The organism is Roseovarius sp. 217, assembly GCF_000152845.1.
In the GTDB taxonomy this organism is placed as follows: domain Bacteria; phylum Pseudomonadota; class Alphaproteobacteria; order Rhodobacterales; family Rhodobacteraceae; genus Roseovarius.
Genome location: NZ_CH902584.1, coordinates 2,219,137 through 2,243,037, shown reverse-complemented (window position 1 = coordinate 2,243,037; position 23,901 = coordinate 2,219,137). Strand labels below are relative to the sequence as shown.

The 23,901-nt window shown below is 58.6% G+C and carries 10 protein-coding genes; 2 read left to right on the top strand and 8 right to left on the bottom strand.

What is annotated here, in order from left to right:
- Positions 1-8: 8 nt before the first annotated feature.
- Entirely contained in the window at positions 9-893 is an 885-nt protein-coding gene (gene bla, locus ROS217_RS10710) for a class A beta-lactamase (RefSeq protein WP_157046580.1), read from the top strand.
- Positions 894-957: 64 nt separating this feature from the next.
- Here bla and ROS217_RS10705 read toward each other — a convergent pair whose 3' ends face one another.
- The 7 genes from ROS217_RS10705 to ROS217_RS10675 all read right to left on the bottom strand — a co-directional run bounded on the left by ROS217_RS10705 (position 958) and on the right by ROS217_RS10675 (position 7,513).
- Positions 958-1,644: a class I SAM-dependent methyltransferase gene (locus ROS217_RS10705; RefSeq protein ID WP_198134883.1), complete on the bottom strand. Its 687-nt coding sequence runs from the start codon at positions 1,642-1,644 to the stop codon at positions 958-960.
- On the bottom strand, positions 1,644-2,543 hold the full coding sequence (locus ROS217_RS10700; RefSeq protein ID WP_009817748.1) for a trypsin-like serine peptidase: 900 nt from the start codon (positions 2,541-2,543) through the stop codon (positions 1,644-1,646). The genes ROS217_RS10705 and ROS217_RS10700 overlap by 1 nt, the downstream gene beginning before the upstream one ends.
- Positions 2,537-3,226, bottom strand: coding sequence for a JmjC domain-containing protein (locus tag ROS217_RS10695; protein WP_009817747.1), 690 nt, complete (start codon positions 3,224-3,226; stop codon positions 2,537-2,539). The genes ROS217_RS10700 and ROS217_RS10695 overlap by 7 nt, the downstream gene beginning before the upstream one ends.
- Positions 3,223-4,437 carry a SagB family peptide dehydrogenase gene (locus tag ROS217_RS10690; RefSeq protein WP_009817746.1) on the bottom strand — a complete coding sequence of 405 codons (1,215 nt, stop codon included), beginning with the start codon at positions 4,435-4,437 and terminating at the stop codon, positions 3,223-3,225. The genes ROS217_RS10695 and ROS217_RS10690 overlap by 4 nt, the downstream gene beginning before the upstream one ends.
- The gene (locus ROS217_RS23170; protein WP_198134882.1) at positions 4,430-5,389 is read right to left on the bottom strand and encodes an aKG-HExxH-type peptide beta-hydroxylase; all 960 of its coding nucleotides are present in this window, start codon (positions 5,387-5,389) and stop codon (positions 4,430-4,432) included. The genes ROS217_RS10690 and ROS217_RS23170 overlap by 8 nt, the downstream gene beginning before the upstream one ends.
- A 142-nt stretch (positions 5,390-5,531) precedes the next feature.
- On the bottom strand, positions 5,532-6,914 hold the full coding sequence (locus ROS217_RS24085) for a hypothetical protein (protein ID WP_009817744.1): 1,383 nt from the start codon (positions 6,912-6,914) through the stop codon (positions 5,532-5,534).
- Positions 6,915-7,036: 122 nt separating this feature from the next.
- Positions 7,037-7,513 carry a GNAT family N-acetyltransferase gene (locus tag ROS217_RS10675; protein ID WP_254656479.1) on the bottom strand — a complete coding sequence of 159 codons (477 nt, stop codon included), beginning with the start codon at positions 7,511-7,513 and terminating at the stop codon, positions 7,037-7,039.
- On the opposite strand from ROS217_RS10675, the gene ROS217_RS24380 reads away from it, so the two are divergent.
- Entirely contained in the window at positions 7,497-7,709 is a 213-nt protein-coding gene (locus tag ROS217_RS24380; RefSeq protein ID WP_198134930.1) for a hypothetical protein, read from the top strand. The genes ROS217_RS10675 and ROS217_RS24380 overlap by 17 nt on opposite strands.
- Positions 7,710-7,901: 192 nt before the next feature.
- Here the strand turns inward: ROS217_RS24380 and ROS217_RS10670 are convergent, their stop codons facing one another.
- On the bottom strand, positions 7,902-22,526 hold the full coding sequence (locus ROS217_RS10670; RefSeq protein ID WP_009817742.1) for a tandem-95 repeat protein: 14,625 nt from the start codon (positions 22,524-22,526) through the stop codon (positions 7,902-7,904).
- Between the last annotated feature and the right edge of the window lie 1,375 nt (positions 22,527-23,901).

Genomic DNA, 23,901 nt, shown 5'->3' with positions numbered 1-23,901 from the left:
ATATGCGCATGCGTCTCTCACATATTTCTATGCCGTTTCTGGCGGTCGGCTTGGCCTGTGGCCTTCTCGCTTCGTCGTCAGCCGTCGCACAAGACGCCGAATCCCGCCTTACCCAGACAATCACGCAGATTGAGCAAACCCTTGACGCACGCGTCGGACTCCATATCCACGACAGCGCAACGGGCTGGACTGTCACCCATCGGCCAAACGAGCGGTTTCTCATGGCCAGCACGTTCAAAGCCATGCTTTGTGGCGCGGTTCTGAGCAGGGTCGATAAGGGCACGCTCGCTCTGGATGAGCCGCTTGAAATCACAGAGCAGGACATCCTCGAATACGCGCCAATAACAGAAAGCGAGATCGGCAAAACCATGAGTCTCGGAGAGCTTTGCTTTGCGGCGCTTGATCTGAGCGACAACACGGCAGCAAACCTTCTGATTGACCGCCTTGGCGGACCTCACGAGGTTACGGCATTCCTACGCGCTATCGGTGACCCGGTCAGCAGGCTTGATCGACGCGAGCCGGACCTGAACACGTTCACGCCCGGTGATCCTCGCGACACGACCACACCGGCTGCAATGGCGTCAACGCTGGAAACCCTGCTGGCAGGTGATGCTCTGTCGCCTCAATCCCGTGCGCAGCTTGTCAAATGGATGAGTGCGGGCGGTGTCACAGGTGCCTTGATCCGCGCAAGCACCCCAAAAGGCTGGCAGGTCGCAGATAAATCAGGCAGTGGCGCCTATAACCGAAATATAGTTGCGATGGTGACGCCGCCGGATCAGTCCCCCTATGTCATCACGATGTTTCTGTCGGATGCCGATGCAGATTTCGCAACACGCAACGCCGCTGTCATCACATTGTCCAAGGCTGTGATGGATGTGGTTACTAGCCGCTGAACGAAACGCAGGACCATGGGCGACCTTGACGGCGCATGCCCCAAAGCAGCGACAGAGCGCGGCCTCATGGCTCCCAGGTGTAGAGTGGCGATAGACGACCCGACCGTCGCCGCAGAATAGTCATGCTGTTCTGCATCTTCTTATGCGGCTCCAAAAGGTTGATAAGCTCAAATTCACCGCTTGCCCGCTGACGATTGATCAAGACCTCGGTGAAAACCCGCAGCTCTGCATTTGTCAGGGTCGAATGATAGGCGATCAGACCGCCATTCGGATTGACCAGCGGCCAATACTCGAGCGTAAAGTCGACATAGGCCTCCAATCCTCCACAGTCGAACCACACCAGATCCAGTGGCAGCATGTCGTTTGACAGCTTGGCGGCATAGCCTTCAAAGACATCGCGACGCAGGTCGAGATAGGGCGCGAGGCCCAGATCATCGACAACACCCAAGAGCCGTTCAACCTTGTTCTGACCGTGGGATTGATCATCCAATGTCATCAGGCGTGGCGCATAGGGGCGATCATACCAAGACGTCTTGCCGTAAACATTGCGGTCAGAACTGCGATCGTCCTCGTCATCCGCTGCAGTGTCAGCGAGCGCTTGCAAGAGGTAAAGCGTGCTGAGCCCCGCTCCAACCTCGAATATCCGACGCGGTCTGACAAATCGTGCCAGCGCGTAGAGCAACGGCGCAGCGGTTTCAGTGCCAAATGTGCCATCCAGCGCCTGCGCCGCAGATCGGAACCCATTTGACATCATCGCAACATCCTCGCAAGCGCGACGGCAATTGAGCTGATCCGCACGCCTTCATTGACCAAAACCCGACGGCCATCAGCCGCCGTATGTTCGAACGCGGCATGATGCAGGGCCGCAAGCTGCCATTGGTCGTTCAGCACAGGTGCCCCAGAGGCACCCGCGGATGTGTCGCTGGTATAGTGAATCCAATCCTCAAAGACATCGACCACGACATTGTCGCGCAGACTGATGGTCTGAGCCTCGCCGTCACCATGCTGGATCACGTTCAGGGCTTCGCCGATCAGAGCCTTGCCTGTGTCGGGCAAGATGTCGATAGAGCCGAAAACCCGGTGTGCTGCGTCAGCAGCGTTGGGTTCAAAGGCAACCAATGTGAAATCGAGCACCACATCCGTCAGGAACAACGTTCCCGGATCCAATGCCAGAACGACGCGGGAATTCTGGCGCGCGGACTCGTTCGACCAATACCCGAATTCGACCTGTCCCCGCGCTGCGGCGGTCCAGTCCGGCAACACGTGATTGTTGGTCAGGATCAACCCCGGTGCCACCGCAAACCCGCTGCCCAGGGATGGCTGCCCCGAGTCTGTCAGCGTTGCGACACGGCAAACTGCATCGGCGGTGCGCGCGCCATCCACCAAAAAGCTGCGCGGCACTCGGTCATCACGCCCCACCACCGCCTCAAGGATGCGTCGCCCGTCCTGCAAATCGGACGCAGACAGCGCAGGACGGGCCTCGACCAAGAGCCGGGCACGTTCCTGCTGCCGTACCATCGGCTCAATCGAATTGGGGTCTACACTCTTACCCGAGAGCAAGTCGGATAAAGAGCCCAAGCGTTGTTGCCGCACGGCTGCGCGCTGTTGAAACCGACCCGCACAGGCGGTTTGCTGAAGTTCCTTCAACATAAGAGACGCAGCCCTTCTGGCAGACGTGTCGTGCCATTTGCCCAGAAATCAGCATTGAAACGCGGTCGGGTGCCCTCTGCAAAGGCAAGCGTCGCCGAAACCGACCCGCCATGAGAATACGTGCCGTGCCAGGTGCCCCACGGCAGCATCAGCCAATCGCCGGGTCGAAGATTAACGAAACTCATCTGTTCAGGCAGGGCGATCCGTTGACCAAGATGAAATGCTTCACCGGCTTGCTCGTCCGCCACGACATTGCAGAGCGGCTCCGTCACCGCTGGCCCCGGCCCCACTTGCCAAAGTTTGCTTCCCGCCAACTGAACCACGACACTCCAGCGGGTGTCGAAATGCATTGGCGCGCCAGAGTCAGGTGGCGAGATGTAGAGATTGATGCGATCAATCGCGTCACTCTCAACAGCGACCGGGGTCAGACAGTCGCGCAGCGCTGGCGATTGGCGTTCAAGGTGCATGGCGCAATAAGTGCCGCGTCGATCCGCCTTGCGAAGGCCATCACCAAGTGACACTTCCTTGTGGTGGCCCGACGTATCGCGGTAGAGCAGCTTGCAACTGCATTTGCCCAGCGCCTCTATGATGGCCACCTCGGTTTCAGCGCAAAGAGCGCTTGGGCCACTGCCAAATGCGACACAGGCCGTCTCTTCCAGAGCCTCGTGCGCCCCCCCTGTCATGATACGTCCACCCCAAGTGCCACCTCTTGTCTGGGGCGAGAGTGATCATCAATATCCTCCTCCAGCGTACCGGCTCCGGTCAGGCCGAATACCGGTTCCCGGATCGGATCGAGTCCAAGCTTCTCCTCCCAAATCTGGTCACGCAGCGCAATCGTATGAAAGGCCCCGAGTCCCTGCCAGGTTGCAGTCAGAAAGGCGCTTTGACTGCTGAACCCGACCTCGGAAATGACCGCTCTTGCCACTCTCGGATAGTTATATTTCCACGCCGTGCGCGGGAGAAAGGCAGTTATCAGAAAAACCACACCCGCCTCGGCCACCCATTGCTGGTCACCCGTCGCATGCGCAACCCAATCGCGCGGATCTTCGCGCGATAGCTCTTCCAGCGCGTGCCGACGGACGGAATAGTGATACAGACCGCGCGGAACCCCCTCGACATTCAGGACCACCGGATAGACCTCTACCGGGTGAAGCGATCCGCCACTGGGTGAGGTCTTGCGCAAAAACACATCTCCCAAAGGATTGGGCACGGTCTTGGTCTCGCCCCAGCCATAATACAACAGCGTTGAAAGCTGCGCCTCGGTCATCGGCTCGCCAGAGAAGCGTCGCGTGGTGCGACGGGACAGCAGCACATCCTTGAAGGACTTGCTACGACCCTTGCGGCTGTCGTTCGCCCCGGGTTCGGAGAGCTGCAAAACCGGCACGCCGGGGCGCTCGTAATAGGCAGAGGGCTGACGTTCCAGACGCGCCCGCTCGGCGAGCATCTGGTTGTATTCCTCGGGAATGGCAAAGATCGTATCCGCCGTCGTCCGCGTCGCAAGCAGAAACCGCAACGCAGGCTCCCAAGCCGGACCCGGCGGGTCAAGCCGCGCTCCGCTGAGATCGGCCGCGCGGTCTTCAAGCACACCCAGCGTCATGAGCCCGACGAGACGATCAAGCTCCGCATTGACCGCCGGGGCAATCTCATCGCCAGCCGCAACACGATGCACCGCTTCGGCCAGAATATCGCGCAAGGATCGCCAAGACATGTATCGACCCAGGCACTCTTCCTCCGCCCGCGCCCAGAACCGATAGCCGCCGGTGTCGCGATTGCCGATCAGAATGCGCTCGTCATCCATACCGACAATCGCTGCCTCCGAAAACCGCAGCACCAGATCGGCAGAAGGCACGGCTGCGCCGGGATCCTCGGCGTCATCTTTCTCCGACTCACCCATGGCTTTTCGCGATCTTCGACCAAGCGGAGTCTATGTCAGGGCGCAGCACCTCCATGTCTTTGGCCAGCGCTTCGACCAAGGTCCGCCCCTGAGGGCTAAGATTGTCATCCTTCAGAAGCATCGGGATTGCCTTTTCGGACCCGACAAGGATCACCGCGGCGCGGAACACGCAGTCTTTGTGTTCAGACTCGTTGATCGCGGCGCGACGCCAAAAATACTTGGTCAAAAGCGTGTAGATATAGAAGGCGTGCAAAAACCCGAAAAGATCACGTTTCGATCCCGACCACGGCAGCGTGTAATCATCCGTCTTGGGCGCGTCTTCCTTCACCAAGGGGACCAATTCACCCAAGCGATACAATACTTGATGACCGGCCTCGTGAACGATGGATTCTTCGATGTCGAGGATCCTCTCATCCAGATTCCCCAAGTAAACCACGCCTGCATACCGCGCCGCCGAACAACTTCGGAACGTCGCGTTAGGAAGGTAGCCGACAATCTGGACCACATCCTCGATCTGCGTCCGCAGCTCTGGCCACGCCTTGGCGATATTCTCGAACGCAAGACCCAAAAGCTCTTTCTGAAGGGCAAGCGGATGTCCGTAGCCATTCAGACCTTTCTCGGACGTCAAGAGCGGCTCAAAGTCATAAGACGGCGGCGTTGCGGCCATGATGTAGGGATCAAAATCGTCCTGTAACAGGGCAATCCGGGTTCCGGGGATATAATGCCTGTCCTCCCCGGCAAGTCGTCCCTTCACTCTTGCCATCACCTGCGCGACATTCTCGCAGTGGAACATGATTTCCTTTTCGTCGCCCCGCGCAAAGGCACGCCCAAGAAAATTCATCCAAGCGGTAAAGACAGGATCGACATAGAGACCGTCCTCTCCGTCGCCGTGGCCGGACAAAAGATCTAGAATCCCGTTCTGCACCGCTTCGCGGGTTGCGTCAGGTGCCACCGTCGCCGACACTTTTAGGCTTTTGCTACCCTGAGTGCGCCGCGAAGTTATAAAGGCTTCGCGCATGGCCTGAACGCTGGTCGCATCTGAATCGGGATGAAAGGACGCCGGCCAGGACGTCACTTGCGTTTGCACCTCCATCTCAGCGTCCTCCAAACAGCCTTCCGCCGCCCTGCTGCTGTTGCTGATCAAGGATCGCCGCCAACTGATCCAACCCGCGTGATCCGGTCTGCTGCTGTTGCTGATCGAGCAAAGCCGCGAGATTCGCGAGATTTCCCAGCTTGGCACCGCCCTGCTGCTGTTGCTGGTCAAGGATCGCTGCCAACTGATCCAACCCGCGTGATCCGGTCTGCTGCTGTTGCTGATCAAGCAAGGCCGCGAGATTCGCGAGATTTCCCAGCTTGGCACCGCCCTGCTGCTGTTGCTGATCAAGGATCGCCGCCAACTGATCCAACCCACGCGAGCCGGTCTGCTGCTGTTGCTGATCGAGCAAGGCCGCGAGATTCGCGAGACTGCCCAGCTTGGCACCGCCTTGCTGCTGCTGTTGATCCAGCAGCGCCGCCAAGTTTTCCATAAACTTGCCGCCGCCCTGTTGCTGTTGCTGATCGAGCAAAGCCGCGAGGTTGGCGAGACTGCCCATCCTGGCACCGCCCTGCTGTTGTTGCTGATCAAGGATCGCTGCCAACTGGTCCAACCCACGCGACCCGGTCTGTTGCTGTTGCTGATCGAGCAAGGCCGCAAGACCCGCGAGACTGCCCAGCTTGGCACCGCCCTGCTGCTGTTGCTGATCGAGCAAAGCCGCAAGATTCGCGAGACTACCCAGCTTGGCACCGCCCTGTTGCTGTTGCTGGTCAAGGATCGCTGCCAACGCGTCCAGCCCACGCGACCCGGTCTGCTGTTGTTGCTGATCAAGCAAGGCCGCGAGGTTCGCGAGATTTCCCAGCTTGGCACCGCCTTGCTGCTGCTGTTGATCCAGCAGCGCCGCCAAGTTTTCCATAAACTTGCCGCCGCCCTGTTGCTGTTGCTGGTCAAGAATCGCCGCCAACTGATCCAGCCCACGCGACCCGGTCTGTTGTTGTTGCTGATCGAGCAAAGCCGCGAGATTCGCGAGACTGCCCATCTTGGCACCGCCCTGCTGCTGTTGCTGGTCAAGAATCGCCGCCAACGCGTCTAACCCACGCGACCCGGTCTGCTGTTGCTGCTGATCGAGCAAGGCCGCAAGATCGGACAATCGACGAGAACCCTGTTGCTGCTGTTGATCAAGAACGGCTGCGAGTTTTGCTAGAATGCCACCCGCAGAAGATGAATAATTGGATATGGTCATTTCTGAATTCACTCCCAAATTTGAATTTGCGAAGGATTGAACTGCGCGAGAATCGATTGCCTGCAACGTTTCTAGTTCGTCTGGATTGAGCGAATAACCCAATGACTTTGCGAGGCTTTCTGGATCATCGCAAAAGGCCTTTGCAATGTCGGCATCCAAAAGAGCCGCCGATACAACATGAATAAGTGCCGCGCTATCCATTGGGCTGCCTCCACCGACTGCATCGTCAAGGTGTGACTTAATGTCGCTAAGATATATTAGATTCGGCAAAAATGCAACTTATGAGTGCAAGTTCTCAGAGCAAGAGCGCTTCACCCTTGACATTACAGACGAAGGCCATACCCACCGCTCTGCCTGCCAAACCCTAGTTTTTCGTACAAGGACGAGGCGGACGTGTTCCGAGGAGAAACATTGAGTGTGATCTCTGTGACGCCGTCTTGCTTGGCCAGCCGGATGAGTTCTATCATCGCCGCTTCCGCGATGCCCTTGTTTCGGTGCGGCGCAAAGGTCTCGATATAGAGCAGGTGCCATGTCTTGCGATCAGAGATCATGCGCTCGGTCTTCCAGATCACTCCGACCGGCTCCCCCTCACGTGCAATCGAAAGAAAGTTGGTCTTGGTCTCTGATCTTGAGATCGTCAGCTCTCGATTACAAATCTCCGTTGCAGTCTCTTCCGCCGTGAGAGGGTCCGCACCGCAGTCGCCAATGAGATGCTCAACAAACGCGTCTCTCACACGGTCAACGACCCAGGAAACCTTATCGGGATTTTCTGGGATCAAGCTGATGCCACTGTTCGACATGCGCGTCATGCAGAAAAGTGTAGAGTTCCAAAGCGGCGGTGAAAAGCGTGGTCCCGTCACAAGCCTGCACGAGGTTCACGCGATGCCCTTGACTGCGCCGGATCTTCACGCCGCGACAAATCTGCGTCTTGTATGCAACGCCTGCTCGCACTGCCGCGGAACGTACGAAATCACCGCACATCCGTACGGCCTTTGAGAGCGCGCCGACGTATCTGGATGCCAAAGATGGACTGAAACCCCGGACGATATCTCTGGGACAGGTAGGCACAGCACGTGACCAATAGCCCTTCGGGTCACTCGAAATAACCCAAAAGGCTATTGGGCATAGTCGGTAAATTCAAAAGGATGCGCGACCTTAACGACGATCACGCATCCTTTTTTCTTGTCTTTACAGGAACTGGAAGTCGTCAATTCCCAGCACAGAGGCATCAACACCCTCCAACAGAATGACCTGACCGTTCACATTGATCTGCGCGCCTGCATCTGTCTGGGTAATACCCAGCGCATCCACAAAGCCTTGCAAGCCATTGTTTCCGTTGCTTATGTTGGCCTCGCCGGTATCCGGATTGACGATCCGGATCAAGAAGCTGTCCGTTCCATCCGTGAAATCGGTAATGACATCAAACTCGCCATCAACAAAGCTACTGAAGACGAACTGATCCGAATCCGCGCCACCAGTCATGATATCGTTTCCGGTGCCGCCGTTGATCGTATCATTCCCTGTGCCGCCATCAATCACGTCGTTGCGCCCACCCCCGGCGAGGAAGTCATTCCCTGACCCGCCACTGATGTCGTCATCGCCCTCACCGCCACCGATCCGGTCATTGCCAGCGCCACCGTCGAGCGTATCACGCCCAGTGCCGCCACCAATCTGGTCATCTCCAGCCCCGGCATTGATCAGATCGTTGCCAAAGCTACCGGAGATCGAGTCATTGCCGTCGCCACCGTCGAGCGTGTCATTGCCCGCCCCACCGGCAACCACGTCAGCACCATTGCCACCCGACAATGAGTCGTCGCCAACGCCGCCACCCATGGTGTCGTCGCCGTCGCCACCGTCCAGCGTGTCATTTCCGAAACCGCCACCCAGAGAGTCATTGCCAGCGTCGCCGCTCACAAGGTCATCGCCATCCCCCCCTGCGACAGTGTCGTTGCCTTCACCACCGGACAGAGTGTCAGCACCAGCCTCGCCAAACAACGAGTCACTTCCCAACCCGCCGGAAATACTATCATTTCCGTCGAGACCACCGATCAGATCATCGCCATCGTTCCCGATCAGCGTGTCATTTTCACCGGTCGCTACGGGGCCCTCCTCGACGTCATTGACCGCGATGCTTAGTGACGCTGTGGCATCGGGATTCACACCGACACTGGCATCATTCACAGTGACCGAAACATCGAGCAGCGCATTGGTTTCAAAATCAAGCACCGCCCCAGCCCGCAGGAACAGGGCCGCACCAACGATCTCGAACAGAGCAGCATCAGCACCGACCAAGGCCAGAGTGTTGGTCCCCTGCGCGTCATCTGACACGACAATGTCGGCAACCTTGATCCGAGACGTGGTGTCGGCATTTTCAGCAACATTGGTGGTCACGTTTGCGAGTGCAACAGTCGGCGCATCGTTGACCGCGTTCACCGTCACATTGACCACGACCGTGTCCGTGCCACCCTTCCCATCCGAGACCGAGACCCTAAAGGCATCGACCCCGTTGAAATTGGCGCCCGGTGTGTAGGTGTAGCCGCCATTGGATGCGACCGTAACCGATCCGTTCGACGGGGCACCGCCCGAGGCCAGTGCAAAGCTCAGGCTGTCCCCGTCCACATCCGTGGCTGTCACAACACCCATAAACGGCGTGTCCTCATTCGTGCTCACCGCAGCATCCGCCTGCGCCACCGGCGCATCGTTGACCGCATCCACCGTCACATTGACCACAACCGTGTCCGTGCCGCCCTTCCCATCCGAGACCGAGACCGTAAAGGCATCCGTCCCGTTGAAATTGGCACCCGGCGTGTAGGTGTAGCCGCCGTTGGATGCCACCGTCACCGACCCGTTCGACGGGGCACCGCCCGAGGCCAGTGCAAAGCTCAGGCTGTCCCCGTCCACATCCGTGGCTGTCACAACACCCGTAAACGGCGTGTCCTCATTCGTGCTCACCGCAGCATCCGCCTGCGCCACCGGCGCATCGTTGACCGCATCCACCGTCACATTGACCACAACCGTGTCCGTGCCGCCCTTCCCATCCGAGACCGAGACCGTAAAGGCATCCGTCCCGTTGAAATTGGCACCCGGCGTGTAGGTGTAGCCGCCGTTGGATGCCACCGTCACCGACCCGTTCGACGGCGCACCGCCCGAGGCCAGTGCAAAGCTCAGGCTGTCCCCGTCCACATCCGTGGCCGTGACCGTCCCAGAGACCGCCTGATCCTCATCCGTGCTCACCGCAGTATCCGCCTGCGCCACCGGCGCATCGTTGACCGCATCCACCGTCACGTTGACCACAACCGTGTCCGTGCCGCCCTTCCCATCCGAGACCGAGACCGTAAAGGCATCGACCCCGTTGAAATTGGCACCCGGCGTGTAGGTATAGCCGCCGTTGGACGCGACCGTCACCGACCCGTTCGACGGCGCACCGCCCGAGGCCAGTGTAAAGCTCAGGCTGTCCCCGTCCACATCCGTAGCCGTGACCGTCCCAGAGACCGCCTGATCCTCATCCGTGCTCACCGCAGTATCCGCCTGCGCCACCGGCGCATCGTTCACCGGCAGCAGATCGAGAGTGGCACTTGCTGTGGCCGTCAACGCCCCGTCCGACGCTGTGTAGGAGAATGTCACATCGCCGTTGTCGTTCAGGTCGGGCGTATAGGTCCAGGTGCCATCCTCATTGTTGACAAGCAATCCGTTGCCGCTGGTCAGGCTCAGATCGGTGATCTCGAGCACTGCACCAGTGTCCACATCGCTGGCGCCCGTCAGAAGCTGCGCCTCGGTGATGACCCGAACCGTGTCTTCATTGGAGGCGACGAGCGTGACTTCGGCGGCTGTCGGCGCGTCATTGTCGCCTGTCACCCGCACGGTCACTGTCGTTGTCGATTGTGCCGAACCGCTGTCTTGCACGGTATATTGGAACGTGGCTGTTGAGGTCACGCCCGGTGCCAGACTATCCGGCGCGGTCAGCGTGTAGTCGCCATTCGCGCTGAGGAGCACCACGATCCCATCAACCGTCGTGATCCGGAACCCGTCAGCCGTTGCAACCGCGGTCGCGGTGACAGAGCTGCTGGCGTCCACAATGGTCGGGATATCGTTGATATCGACATCCGTATCATTCGCGAGAAGATTGCCCGTCACAGAGGCGGCGGTATCTTCTGTGGCCGTGATTGTGTCAGACACGGCCACGATCGCATCGTTGATACCAGTGATCGTGACCGAAACCGTGGCCGTATCCGTGCCGCCATTCCCATCGCTGATCGTGTAAATAAAGCTGTCAACCGCTGTCTCGCCCGCCGCCAGTTCATTGAACCGAGCGGTGGAGGAGGTGAGGTTATAGAACAGCTGCCCATTGGACTGCAGGGTGACCTCAGCGCCCCAATCGGTCGTGATAACACCGGCCGACACGCCGACGGCTGCCGACCCACCAACAGGCAGGGTCCCATCCGCCAGATCAGCCAGTGCCGTCACGCTGAGCGTGTCATTCTCGGGATCATTGTCCGCCGTACCAATGTTCAACACGTTGAAGGCCGAAGCAAACGATCCCTCGGTCACTCCAAAGGCATCATTGACAGCAATCGGGCTATCGTTCGATGCCGTGATCGTGACCGAAATGGTCTGCTGCACGGCTGCGGCCCCATCACCATCCGTCAGATCGAGCGTGATGTCGCGCGATGAAACGGGCGTGTCGTCTGTCGTCGCATAGCTCAGCGCGTTGACCACCGCCTGCACATCCGCCGCAAAGGCCGCTGCAAGGAAGCTGACCGAAAGCGTGGCGGTGCCTTGGCCCGTCACCGTGCCGACCTGCGTGCCGCCGACCGATACCGCACCATCCACAACGCTGACGCTGCCAGAGGTGTCAAGATCGAGAAGGTCGGTCGCATCGCCGTCCACCACAGAGGCCGTGAAGGTGCCGGTGTCATAATCCAGCGCATCCACATCGGTCAGGCTGACCTGACCCGCAACCAGTGTCGCAACGGGCGCGTTTGCATCGACCGCTTCGACATGTGTCGCCGCACTCTGGCTCGACACATCGATCTCAGTCGAGTCGTTTACGGCTGTAACCGTGACATCGACAACCTGCGTCACAGCCCCACCCAGCCCGTCAGAGACAGTCACAGTAAAGCTGTCCACGCCGTTAAAGTTGGCATTGGGCGTATAGGTCCAGGCGCCGGTTTCCGGATCTACGGTGGCACCACCGTTTGCCGCGCTATCCCCTTCCTCGATGGAAAACGCGAGGATCGCCCCGTCATCCACATCATCCGCCACAATCGTGCCGGTGATTGCACCGTCATCTTCTACCCCAGTGCCAGTGATGTCCGACTCCGCCACCACAATGACCGGCACATCATTGGTGCCGCGCACCGTGAATGTGATCGTGCCGGTATCGTCGCTCAGTCCCTCACTGTCGGTCACGGTAAAGCTCACAACAACCGAGATTTCTTCATCGACATCCAGCGACTGATAGACGTCAGTCGTCGCGTCAACAATGAATGCCCCGGTCTCACCGCTATAGGAGATACCTGCCTCGAGCAGCGTGGCCACGTTGCCCTCGACTGTAACGCCGTCGATGGACAGGGAAGACGGGTTGATGTTTCCATCCACATCGGACGCAAAGACCGAAAGCGGGATTTCACCGAGCGCTTCGCTGAACTCCGAGACGACAAGGCCGTTGAAGACTTCGTCCTCGATCACAATCGGGAAGGTCTCCGCCGAAACCTGATTGGCAACAGGTGCCTCGTTCACATCCGTCACAGTCAAGGTGAAGTCTGTCGTTACGTCTGGCGTCGCGCCAACCGTCGCGTCATCGACCACAACAGACACATCAAAGATGTTGTCCGCTCCTGCATCAGCCGGGTTCTCGAAATTCGGCGATCCCCCGACATAATGCAGCTCAAGCCCCGCCTCCGTGCTCACAACCGCAAAGAACGCGGCATCATCCCCCGTCAACGTGACATCATTCACGCCAAGTGCATCGTCAGTGATGGTGATATCCGCCACCTTGACGCCGGTTCCGATGACCGAATTTTCAGCCAAGGTCACCGTCGCATTGTCAAGGCTGACCGCGGTGGGGGCCTCGTTCACATCCGTCACCGTGATCGCAAACGCCTGTTCGGTCATATTGGTGCCATCAAAGGCCTCAACCACAACGTTGTAGACATTGTTGCCACCCAAATCGGTCGGCACTTCGAAATCAGGCGCCCCGACGAATTCGAGAGTATAGACACCCTCGACCTCAACAACCCGGAACGCCGCCTGATCATCGCCACCGACGATGGTAAAGCTGATCCCAGATTGATCGGTGTCCACATCGGTTGCGCTCAGCACGACGACGGATGTGTCATTCTCGGCCACGCTTTGTGCGGCGTTGATCGCAAACACCGGCGCGGTGTCATTCGCATCCACAATCGTGATCGTGAAGTCTTCGGTCGAGATCGAACCGTCCTCGCTCGTCGCCTGCACAGTGATCGTGTGGCTGTCCGCAGTTTCGAAATCAGGACGCGGGGCCATTTCTACAGTCGAAAGACGCACTTCGCCCGTCGTTGCATCAATCTCGAAAATCCCACCAGCGCTGTCCGTCAAACTATACGTAATGCCATTGGTGGTTGCATCTGCATCAGAGGCAGAGGCCACGATACCGACCGGGGTGCCGCGGGCAGCGTTTTCAGAAACCTCATTCACAGCGGCATTGCTATCCACCGGCGTGCTGACATCGAACTCATTCACATCGTTGATCGTGATCGTGAACGTCGAGGTGACGCTTGCCGCACCATTGGCCGGTGTCGCCTGAACTTCGATGGTCAGGGAATCATCTGTCTCCCGGTCTATGGCTGCGTCCGAGGCGACTGAAACGACGCCTGTTTCGCTGTCGATCTCAAACTGTCCCAAACCAGTGCCACCGACGATGGCGTAGCTGACCGCGCCAGATGTGACATCCGCATCGGTTGAGGCAGCGGTAATCCCGACCGTCCCCGTTGTGGCGTTCTCATCCACGCTCCCGCCCGCCAAACCGTCCGCATCCACCGGTGCCGTGGTCACGTTATCGTCCACATCCGTCACGGTGACGGTGATCTCTTGCGTATCGGTGCCCCCGTTTCCATCGCTGACCGTCACGGTCAGAACGTGCTCAAGCGCCGTTTCCGCATCCAGAGATTGACCAGCCACAAGTGAGATGTCGCCTGTGGTGGCATCAATCTCAAAGAGACCCGCAGCGTTCCCGGCGGAAATGCTGTAGCTCAGCACATCGCTCAAATCGACATCTGTTCCCGACGCGGTCGCAATAACCGTTGTGGCATCAAGATCCTCAGCAACCGTGGCCGCATCTGCCGCCGAGGCGACAGGGCTGTCATTGGTCCCGGTGATCGTGATGGTCACGGTCTGAGTGTCGGTCGCACTGTCGGTCTCGGACAAATCGTCGGCAGTCAGCGTATAGGTGACCACCAGTGTCTCACCCACAGCGAGGAAATCGAACGACGCGTCGCCCGACGACCCCGACGTAAAGGCCCAAGTGAACTCAGAGCCAGAGCCATCCGCGCCCAGAACCACAGTGTCACCAAATCCGGTTTCCGCCGCAGCGCCAGCCGCCACTTGCATCATCGCAGCAAGCGTCGCGTTTTCCAGAGGCACAGTGCCGCCAAACGTACCACCGGACACAACAGCCCCGGTCACCGAAACGGTCACCTCATCCCGCGTATCCTCATCCGAAACGGACAGCGTGCCAGAGGTCGTGATGGTCGCATCGACTGCACCATCGGCTGCCTCAGTTGCAGCACCGGTATCGGCCAGACCGCCCCCCAAAGCCCCGGCAATCACCGGCGCGTCATTGGTTCCGACAATCGCGATCGAGACCCGCTGGACGACCGACCCCCCATCACCATCGTTGACGGTGATGTCATAGACCTGCGGGCTGGTGCCGAGGGCTTCGCCTTCGGCCAACGCATTGAGCGTGGCATCAGGAATGCTGAAGGTCCATGTAAATGTCCCCTCATCCACGGTTTCGCCCGAGGGTGAAAACTGGATCGTCCCCACAAAGCCGGGCGCAAGCGCCGCAAAGCCAAAGCTCGGGATGCCATTGCTGTCGACATCGGCAAACGAAATGGTGCCAGACACGACAACCAGATTGCCTTCACTGGCCTCCGCCTGTTCCTTGGCAACTACATTCACCACACCTGCGTCAGTCGCAGGATCGGTTCCGGTGATGGTCGGGTTGTCGTTCACACCGTCGATATTGATCGCCAGAGCGGTCTCGGACGTGGCCCCCTGCGGATCTGTCGCGCGCAGCGTTGTCGTGATGACCGGGTTCTGAACGGCACGCAGGCTGTTGATACCCGCATCATTCGGCTCAAAGCTGTAAGCGCCGCTCGACTGCACCGTCAGCGTGCCCAATTCCACACCATTCAACGGCGCTTCGGTCACGACCTCGTTGCTCACACGATCAAAGTAGAACGTTTGCGAAGTGGCACCTTCTGCAACTTCCTGCCCTGCAATCGAATACACCATCGCGTCGACATGCCCGCTGTCGCGGTCTGTGGCAGACAGAGTCCCCCCTTGTGCTGCAAAATCATCCGCAGCGGCTGTGTCGGTGATGTTGATGGCATCGACCGCGGCCAGTTCCGGCGTGTCATTGGCCGGGGTGATATCCACCGTCAACGTCGCGGTATCGAACGCACCGTGCTCATCCGTCACAACAATCGTGAAGGTCTCATTCGGTTCGGCATCCGCGGCCAGCCCCTGCAACTTTGCCGCATCAGGCGTGTAAGTATAGCTGCCATCTGACAAGACCGTCAGCGTCCCATACTTACCCTCCAGGGAAGTCTGGCCCATTACGGCTTCTTGGCCGCTGATCGCATAGGTCAGAACCGCCCCATTATCGACATCCGACCCAACCAGCGTATCCGAAACCGAAGACAGCATGTCATCGCCAGCCGTATCGACAATCGCCCGTGTTGTCACGTCCTCCAGAACCGGGCCGTCATTTGTCCCAGTGATGGTGATCGTCGCGGTCTGAGACACCGTCAGGTTTCCGTCGGTCACAGTGTAGCTGTAAGTGATCACTTCGCTCTCACCCACCGCAAGTGCGGTGTAGGCATTGGGATTAACCGTCAGGCTGTTGCCATCCTCAGACACGGTCACGCCACTGGCGTCCCCGCTGCCGGGCGTCAATTCGGACACATTGAGCACATCACCCGCGTCGACGTCCGACGCACCGCTCAGCAGATTGACGGTAAAGCCCTCCGCATCCTCAGACTGCTCTACCGATAACGGGATTTCCACAACCGGCGCATCGTTGACCGGGTTGACCGTGATGATAACCGTGTCCACGTCAGTCAGTGCGCCACCCTCGCCGGTGTTGCCGCCATCATTCGTCGTCATGGTCAGGGTAACGTCGCCATTCGCGTCCTGCGCAGGCGCAAACACCGGTGTCGTTTCAGCCGCCAGATAAGCGTTGATATCCACCAATGTCCCGGTAAGCGTGATCGAATTGGTCCCCGACCCCGCAACCGTCACCAAACCAGCATCCGACGCCGCAATCGTGCCCGCGCCATCAGCGACGGCAAGGGTCACGGTAATCGTGCCCTCGCCCGCATCTACATCAGTCACCGACAATCCGGTAAGGGCCAAAGGGATGTCTTCATCCGTGGTCAGGGACTCGGGCACGGTGTTCTCAGGTGCATCGTTGACCGCTGTCACGGTGACAGTGACGACCACCGCATCCGTGCCGCCATTGCCGTCCGAAACCTCGACCGTAAAGGCATCCGCCCCGTTGAAATCGGCGTTCGGAACATAGGTGTAAGTGCCATCGGTGTTGACCGTGACCGACCCATTCGTCGGGCCACTCTCAACCGCAAGCGCAAAGCTCAGCTCGTCACCGTCCACATCCGTGGCCAGCACGGTGCCGGAAATCCCCTCCGCATCCTCGCTGCCACTGACCTCAACGTCAGACTCCGCAACAGTGATGACCGGCAGGTCATTCGTGCCAGTGATGGTAAAGGTGATGTCTTGCGTATCCGTGCCGCCGTTATTGTCCTCAACCGTCACCGTATAGGTGATGCTCAGAACCTCTCCCGCAGCAAGGAAATCAAACTCCCCATCGGTGATGTCAAACGTCCAACCGACCGTGTTGCCAACCGCCTCAGAGGCGTTTGCCGCTGTGGCATCGAAGGACAGGGAACCTGTCGGCCCTGCATAGCCTGCATCGACCTCAGCACCCAATGCAACGGAGGTCACTGCCGCAGTAACCGTGTGCGTATCCGCGCCACCCGCGCCACCGCTGGCCGGCAGGGTCGAGGTATCCGCATCGTCAAAGCTGATCGTGCCGGTCAGGGTCTGAATGGCCTCGGACCCGCTCTCGACGACGGCCTGATCTTCGGTCAGGGCCAAGTCGCCTGTTGTCGCAGTGATCACCGGCGCGTCATTCGTGCCGGTAAAGGTCAGCACGATATTGCGGCTCGTGGTGGCCGTGCCATCCGAGATCGACACTTGGTAGGATTGGGTAAAGGTCTCGCCTTCGGTCTGATTGTCGAGCACAAGATCATTGATGTTGAAGCTATAGAACACCTCGCCGACCTCAGCGACCGATGTGCCGGTCGGCGCAACGAAGCCAGCCGAGAACGTGCCGACATAATTCGCCAGAAGCGCGGCACCCTCACCAATGTCCTGCACAGGTTCAACTGTAACCTGAAGAGCAGCGATATCGCCCGGATCAACGTCATTGAACGTGATCGAGCCATTTACAGTCGGGCGCACGGCATTCTCGCCGGCATCCAAATCGGTCAACTCGGCAACAGAGGCGACAAAATCAGCCTCTTCCACGATATAGGGCGCATCATTCGCACCGGTGACGCGGATGAACGTTGTCACCTCATCATTGGTCGTGGTGCTGCCATCCGGCGAGGTGGTTGTGACCGTGTATGTCAGCGCCACATCAATGAATTCGCCATCGTCCAATGCGTCAAACACGGCCGCGTTGCGGTCAAAGGTGACAGTCCCGTTCAGCGCATCGCTAAGGTCAAACGCCGCATGAGCATCCTCCACAACAAATCCTGCGGGGATATCACCGAAAGCGGAAACACTGGTCGTCCCGGTGATCGCGCGGGTGTCGTTGGCATCCAACTCAGTGACCGTTGTCACCCAGATTTCATCGGCGCTGTCGTCACCCGCACCCAACAGATTGACCGTGACGGTCGCTGCTGGCGTCGGTGTGACCTGATCCAGCACGCTGTTTTCGTCGATGATCAGCGCGTCGCCTTCAACAAAGGCGTTGATTGCGTCCGCCACGACAAGCGGCGCATCATTGGTGCCGGTGATGGTGATCGTTACTTGCTGGACAGCGGAAACGGAATTCTCGTTGCCGTTCTCGTCGGTACCGTCAAACGCCCCGCCATCATTCACGGTAACATCATAGACCACAGTCAGCGTCTCACCGGCCCCAAGGAAATCTGCGAGGCTATCGGCAAGGCTGAAGCTCCAGTTGATCGTGCCGTTTGCGCCAATGTTGTTCGCGGCAAAGGCCGCATCCAGCGCCGCCTCCAGCCCTTCGGGCAGCGGCGTCACATCGGACGCAGTGCCAAGATTGTCGGCCCCATTCACATCCGTCCATGTCACAGAAGAGCGGCTGGCCGAAACGCTGTGCGTATCCGACAGATCCGCATCGGCGATGCTCAACGTGCCCGCGGCATCAAGGGACTCCCCCATCAGACCTGTCGATTCCGTCAAATCACCTGTGGCTGAATCCAATTCTCCGACCACAATCTCGGGCCGATCATTGGTGCCGTTGACCCTGACACTCACAGTCTCGGTGTCGGTCGCGTCACCGTCATTAGCAGTCACGGTAAAGTCGAGCGTAATGCTCTCGCCCGCAGCAAGATAATCGAACGTCTCTGCGCCGCTATCAAAGCTCCAGGTGATCTGGCCACTGGCATTTCCAGCGCCCGTCTCAAGTGGGGCACCTGCGCTGATGGTCATCATGCCCTGAAGCGCCGCGTCATCCGCTGCAAAATTGCCCAATGTGCCCGATGCCGAAACAGCGGTCACCGTTACCGCAACCGAGTCACCCGCATCCACATCCGATACGGTCAGCGTGCCGCTGGCAGTCAGGTTTGTGGCATCGGATTCCACAAGGATGGCCGACGCTGAATCCTCACCCAAGGGCCCCGCCAATTCGCCCCCGAAGAGTTCAATCACAGGCGCATCATTGGTGCCGGTCACGGTAACGGTGACAGTGTCCTCGGAATACCCGCCCAGCCCATCGGCCACGCGCACAGTGAAGGTATCAGTAACAATGACACCCGCGGCGAGCGCCTGTGTATCCGCGTCCCGATCATCCAACTGATAGGACCACCCACCAGCGCTGGTCAGAACAAGGGAACCATAGGTGCCAACGGCCTCTGCGGCGAGGCCATTGGCCACGGAATGCTCGATTGCCTCGCCGTTCACCCCGGTGATCGACCAGATCACCTGGTCTGCTCCTCCGGTGTCCACATCCGACGTCGAGAAGCTGCCCGAGGCTTCGGGATCACCCGACGGGACCGGACCTTCGGGCCCAACAATTGGATCCGCGCTGATGCCTTGCTCTGTGACCGAGGTGTCGGCCCCCAGAGTCGCAAGGATCAGCGGCACGTCATTGGTGCCGTTGATGGTGATCGCCACATCTTGCGTCGTTGTCGCGCCGCGCGTGTCGGTCACTGTGACCGTGAAGGTCTCAAAAACGGACTCCGAGTCGTGCAGCGATTGAACCGCTTCGGCCTCGTTATCCAGTGTAAAGGTCCAGTTGCCCGAAGCATCTATCGCAAAGCTGCCGTATGTACCCAGAATCTCGCCCAATTCCACGGTCTGACCGACGCCGGCCTGAACGCCCCATGTAAGGGCGGTGCCGCTGGCACCATGCTCGGCATCCACATCATCCGCACTCAGCGTGCCGGTGGCGGTGGTCGGCGGTGTGTTGATCGCGGCGTTTTGCGCATCAACGCCCTCTTCTTCGACCGTACCCACCTCCTGACCTTCGACAAAGCTGATGACGGGCGTGTCATTGGCGCCCGTGATATTGACGGTCAGCGTCGCACTTGCCTCATTGCCCACGCCACCGCCATTGTTGGCGATGGTATAGTCAAAGACCTCTGTGACACCTTCGCCGTCATTCAGCGCCTGCGTCGCGGTCCGCGTGTCATCCAGCACGTAACGATAGCTGCCATTGGCACTGACAAAGAGCGACCCATAGGTGCCCGCGATCTCGGTTTCGCCCTCAAAGGCGACCGCCACGCGGGTCTCTCCAAAGGCAATCTCGCTCACAACCAAGGCTGCGGCCTCGCCATCATCGGCATCGGTCCAATTGCCAACCGCCGACAGATTGCCTGTGGCTTGCGCTGTGCCCTCAGCGCCATTCTCTACACCGCCTGCTTCGATCACTGTGGTCCCGGCGGTGCTGCTGGCTCCGATCTGCGGCACGTCATTTGTGCCGGTAATGGTGATGGTCACGACCTGCGTATCGGTCGCGTTCCCGGTTTCGGAATCATCCGTCGCCGTGAGCGTATACTCCAGAACCAACGTTTCGCCCGCAGGCAGGAAATCAAACGGCGAGCTTTCGCTCGACCCGGCGGCAAACTGCCATGTGAACGATGACGGCGCGGATTGATCCGCCGTCAGCAAACCGGTGCTGCTGCGAAACTCACCACCCTCAGGAGCCACCTGCATCATGGCAAGCAAGGCTGCGTCGTCCAGCGGGTTCACCCCCTCGAATGCGCCCGAAACCAAAACCGAACTCACCTCAACCGCAACCTGATCGGTGGTGTCGATATCGGCCACGGTCAACGTACCCGTCGCGCTCAGCGATTGGTCACTGCTGCTGTCATCGACGACTTCAGTCAGATCCGCCGAAACGGCCGTGCCGGAAATCACCGGCGCATCATTGCTGCCTGCAATCGTCACCACGATCCGCTGGACAAAGCTCAGGCCGCCAACAGTTTCGGTCGTCGTCACATCATAGACCTGCGTGATGCTCTCGCCATCGGCCAGCGCATCGACAATCGCCATCTGGGTTGCGAGAACGGTCGGATTGGTGATCGGTGCGCCGATGTTAAAGGTCCATTGCACCGTGCCATTGCCATCACCCTGAATCGGATCAGAGAATCCCGCCTGGAACACACCAAGGAAGCTGCCGTTGGTGCTGGAAATATTGGACACCGTGACCGAGTGGCCATCAGCCACATCGTCGTCATGCACACCAAAGGTGCCGGTGATGCCAAAGGGCGTGGCATTCTCGCCAATCACCCCGTCCTCACGCTCGGTAACCGTGCCGGTCAGATCGTTGTCACCCGGCACCAGTTCCGGCGCATCGTTGAGATTGGTCAGCGTGATCGACAGGACCGACGCGGTGGTATTGCCCGCGTCATCCGTGCCGGTCACGGAAATGTCAAAGCTCGGACCGGTCTCTTCGAGGTCAAAGAACCCGCGCGCGGCCTCGGTGTCGATGATCTGGAGCAGGTATCCGGTATCGCCATCGCTGACGATCTCGACATGCGCATTGACCGCCGCTTCGTCTGTGAACGCATAGGTCGTGCCATCGGCCCCCGACAGCGTGGCCAGAACAACCGGCGTGCCAGTGATCGCGGCGTCCTGATCGGCGATTTCGGCAATCGTGACGGGCTCGGTCTCAGAGGCTGTGCTCTCGGTGTCAATCGCGGTGCCGGTGGACACCTCGGATACGGCAGAGATCACATTGCCCGCCACGTCCTGCGCGCCCGAGACACCCACTGTGATCGCGGCCAAATCGACGTTCTGATCGACGACCGTGTAGGTGATCGTCAGGCTCAAGCCATCAATCGACCACTCGCGCATGGTTTCGGTAAAGCTGCTGGCAGACGCCACATCCAGCGCAACAGTCGGATCAACAGCCGTATCCATCGTTTCGTTGAACGCAATCGTCAGCGTGGCAGAACCGCCCACGTCACTGTCGATCACAGCGCCATCAACACCGGTTCCCCCCGCAAGGGTCACAGTTGAAATCACCGGAGCGTTGGCGTCCAGATCAAACCCATTCGACTGGGCCTGCGCGGTATTGCCCGCCGTGTCGGCCACATCAAGCGTAACCGAAAGCGTGCCGTCGCTCAGCGCAGCCATTTGCAAAGGGCTGAGTGTGATTGGGCTGGATGACACGCTGGTCAGCCCCTCGACAACAACCGAGCCGCCACCAGTGGATGCAATCGTCAACGTCCCTGTTGCATCAGCATCAATGCCACTGAAAGCAACCTGGATCGGCTCTCCAGAATTGAATGTCGTGTCCGCGCCCGCACCCAAAAAGCCGACAGACAGGTTGCCATCCGCATCTGCCGACGTATCCGTCACAAGCTCACCGTCAGCAAATGTTCCGCCAGTGACAGCCAGCCCGCCGGACGCGCCAATAACGACGAAGCCCGCCCCGTTGGGCGCGTCGGCCGCAAGGAAAACGTCCTGACCACCGGTATTTTCCCAATAGAGCACCTCGACATTGTGCTCACCTGCGGTGAGGTTGACGGTCGAGAAGGTCGACCAATCAGGATTGATGCCAGTGCCGGAAAATCGTTGCGCGACAATCTCGCCGTCGATGAACAGAACAAACCCGTCATCGGCGTTGTGATTGAAGATCCAGTCACCTGCTTCAGTGAAATTCACCACGCCTTTGAAGCGAACGGCAAAACCATCCCCCGTCAATCCCGACAAATTGGGATCGGTCAAGCTGACAGTCGCGGACGTGGTGGACGTGGTCGCGCCATTCAGCAGTTCAACTGCGAGCTCGTTCGTATTGATGGTGCCGGTCGAGACCGCGAATTCAACATTAAATGCCATTGGTGATGCTCCTGCTCTATTTTTGGTGCCGTGCTCTGCGGCGTTATGTTTGCTTACACAAGCGGTGGGTGATGCCCCGCTTGCGCCGTGGAATTAGGATCTATGAGGGTCGCGGCTCTCGCGCGCGTGGATGGCAAGATGTGCCAATTGGCCCGAGGAAACCGCACAATCGTCAACAGTAGCCATTGGAAACTCTCCTGATCGGTCAGTAGGGGAATGGCCCGGCTGCACCGTGATGGAGGGCCGGGATCAACGTGATGGAAGAACAAGGGATGCGGGGTTGGCTGTGTCCGGACTGATCCGGCAACAGGGCTGTCGTGGTCTTGTTTTCGTGATGGCTGCGGCTGGGCGCGTCCGGCCCACCTGTGCTGATGTCTCTTGGGAAACGCCCGGCGTTGGCCCAAACCGGCCCGCCGTTGGCATGTAACACTCCCCGGTTGCCGCTTGGCTCTGGACACGAGTCCGAGTGCGTCTTGGGTCCTGCGGAAGATAGCCCATAACACTGAGCCCATGATCGATACGTAGAAATGTCGTGCCTCCCCACCTGACGCCAAGTTCGAACAGAACTCCGGTCACAGGCTTATTTCCGCATGAAAGTGCCTAAACACCAGACAATGCGGGATCTTGACGCGCAACGGCGTAGGTTTTGGTATCTGCTCTTAGGAATTTTAGGTCTGTGATGGAAATTCCATGTTTAGAGATTGAAACACTTGGCTACTCACACGCGAACATCGGTCCAATTGTACGAAGCACAGCCATCCAACGATGGATGATCGCCTGCTTCGGCATAAGGTAACCATTTCGTTACCCTTCAGGCAAGAATGAAACATGCATTTAAGTTGAATTTTGAACAAAAAATGCTTTTTATTCTCCCGAATTTGTAAAATTTCAATCAAAAGATTAATCAACAAATTGTGAGGACCCTGTAGGTTGCAGACTCCTTTTGAGATACCAAAGGGCCGCGGCAGCTGTCACTCCGGGTCAATCAACCTAAAAACAAAAATATATATTTAATATCAATATTTTAAGAAACTTAACTGAGCGCGTTCCAGCCCAACAATTCGCCCAATGCCCGTAAACTCCGAGCGAAACATCCGCCTGTCCAGACCCGGGATCGTGTTTTTACCTATAGAGATTAAAGGCTTAACAAGATCAGTAAAAGGTTACTGGCGATTGGATTTTGAACTAGAATAGTTAGAATATTCGCATAAGTTGCATGAAAAACTTTTAGTTTCGGCTTTCAATTAAAAAATCCACCCAATATGGCAAGATATGACGATCTGCGCATGATTGTAAGATTCATGATCCACACACGTCCACGTTGGCCCCTTTCAGCATGTCAAACCGGCGAGGCCGCCCCCGATCCTTGGATAAT

What these genes read in the sequence shown, in the direction of transcription:
- bla (WP_157046580.1), top strand. Translation starts at nt 9, where the DNA reads ATGCGTCTCTCACATATTTCTATGCCGTTTCTGGCGGTCGGCTTGGCC.
- ROS217_RS10705 (WP_198134883.1), bottom strand. Translation starts at nt 1,644, where the DNA reads ATGTCAAATGGGTTCCGATCTGCGGCGCAGGCGCTGGATGGCACATTT.
- ROS217_RS10700 (WP_009817748.1), bottom strand. Translation starts at nt 2,543, where the DNA reads ATGTTGAAGGAACTTCAGCAAACCGCCTGTGCGGGTCGGTTTCAACAG.
- ROS217_RS10695 (WP_009817747.1), bottom strand. Translation starts at nt 3,226, where the DNA reads ATGACAGGGGGGGCGCACGAGGCTCTGGAAGAGACGGCCTGTGTCGCA.
- ROS217_RS10690 (WP_009817746.1), bottom strand. Translation starts at nt 4,437, where the DNA reads ATGGGTGAGTCGGAGAAAGATGACGCCGAGGATCCCGGCGCAGCCGTG.
- ROS217_RS24085 (WP_009817744.1), bottom strand. Translation starts at nt 6,914, where the DNA reads ATGGATAGCGCGGCACTTATTCATGTTGTATCGGCGGCTCTTTTGGAT.
- ROS217_RS24380 (WP_198134930.1), top strand. Translation starts at nt 7,497, where the DNA reads ATGCCACTGTTCGACATGCGCGTCATGCAGAAAAGTGTAGAGTTCCAA.
- ROS217_RS10675 (WP_254656479.1), bottom strand. Translation starts at nt 7,513, where the DNA reads ATGTCGAACAGTGGCATCAGCTTGATCCCAGAAAATCCCGATAAGGTT.
- ROS217_RS10670 (WP_009817742.1), bottom strand. Translation starts at nt 22,526, where the DNA reads ATGGCATTTAATGTTGAATTCGCGGTCTCGACCGGCACCATCAATACG.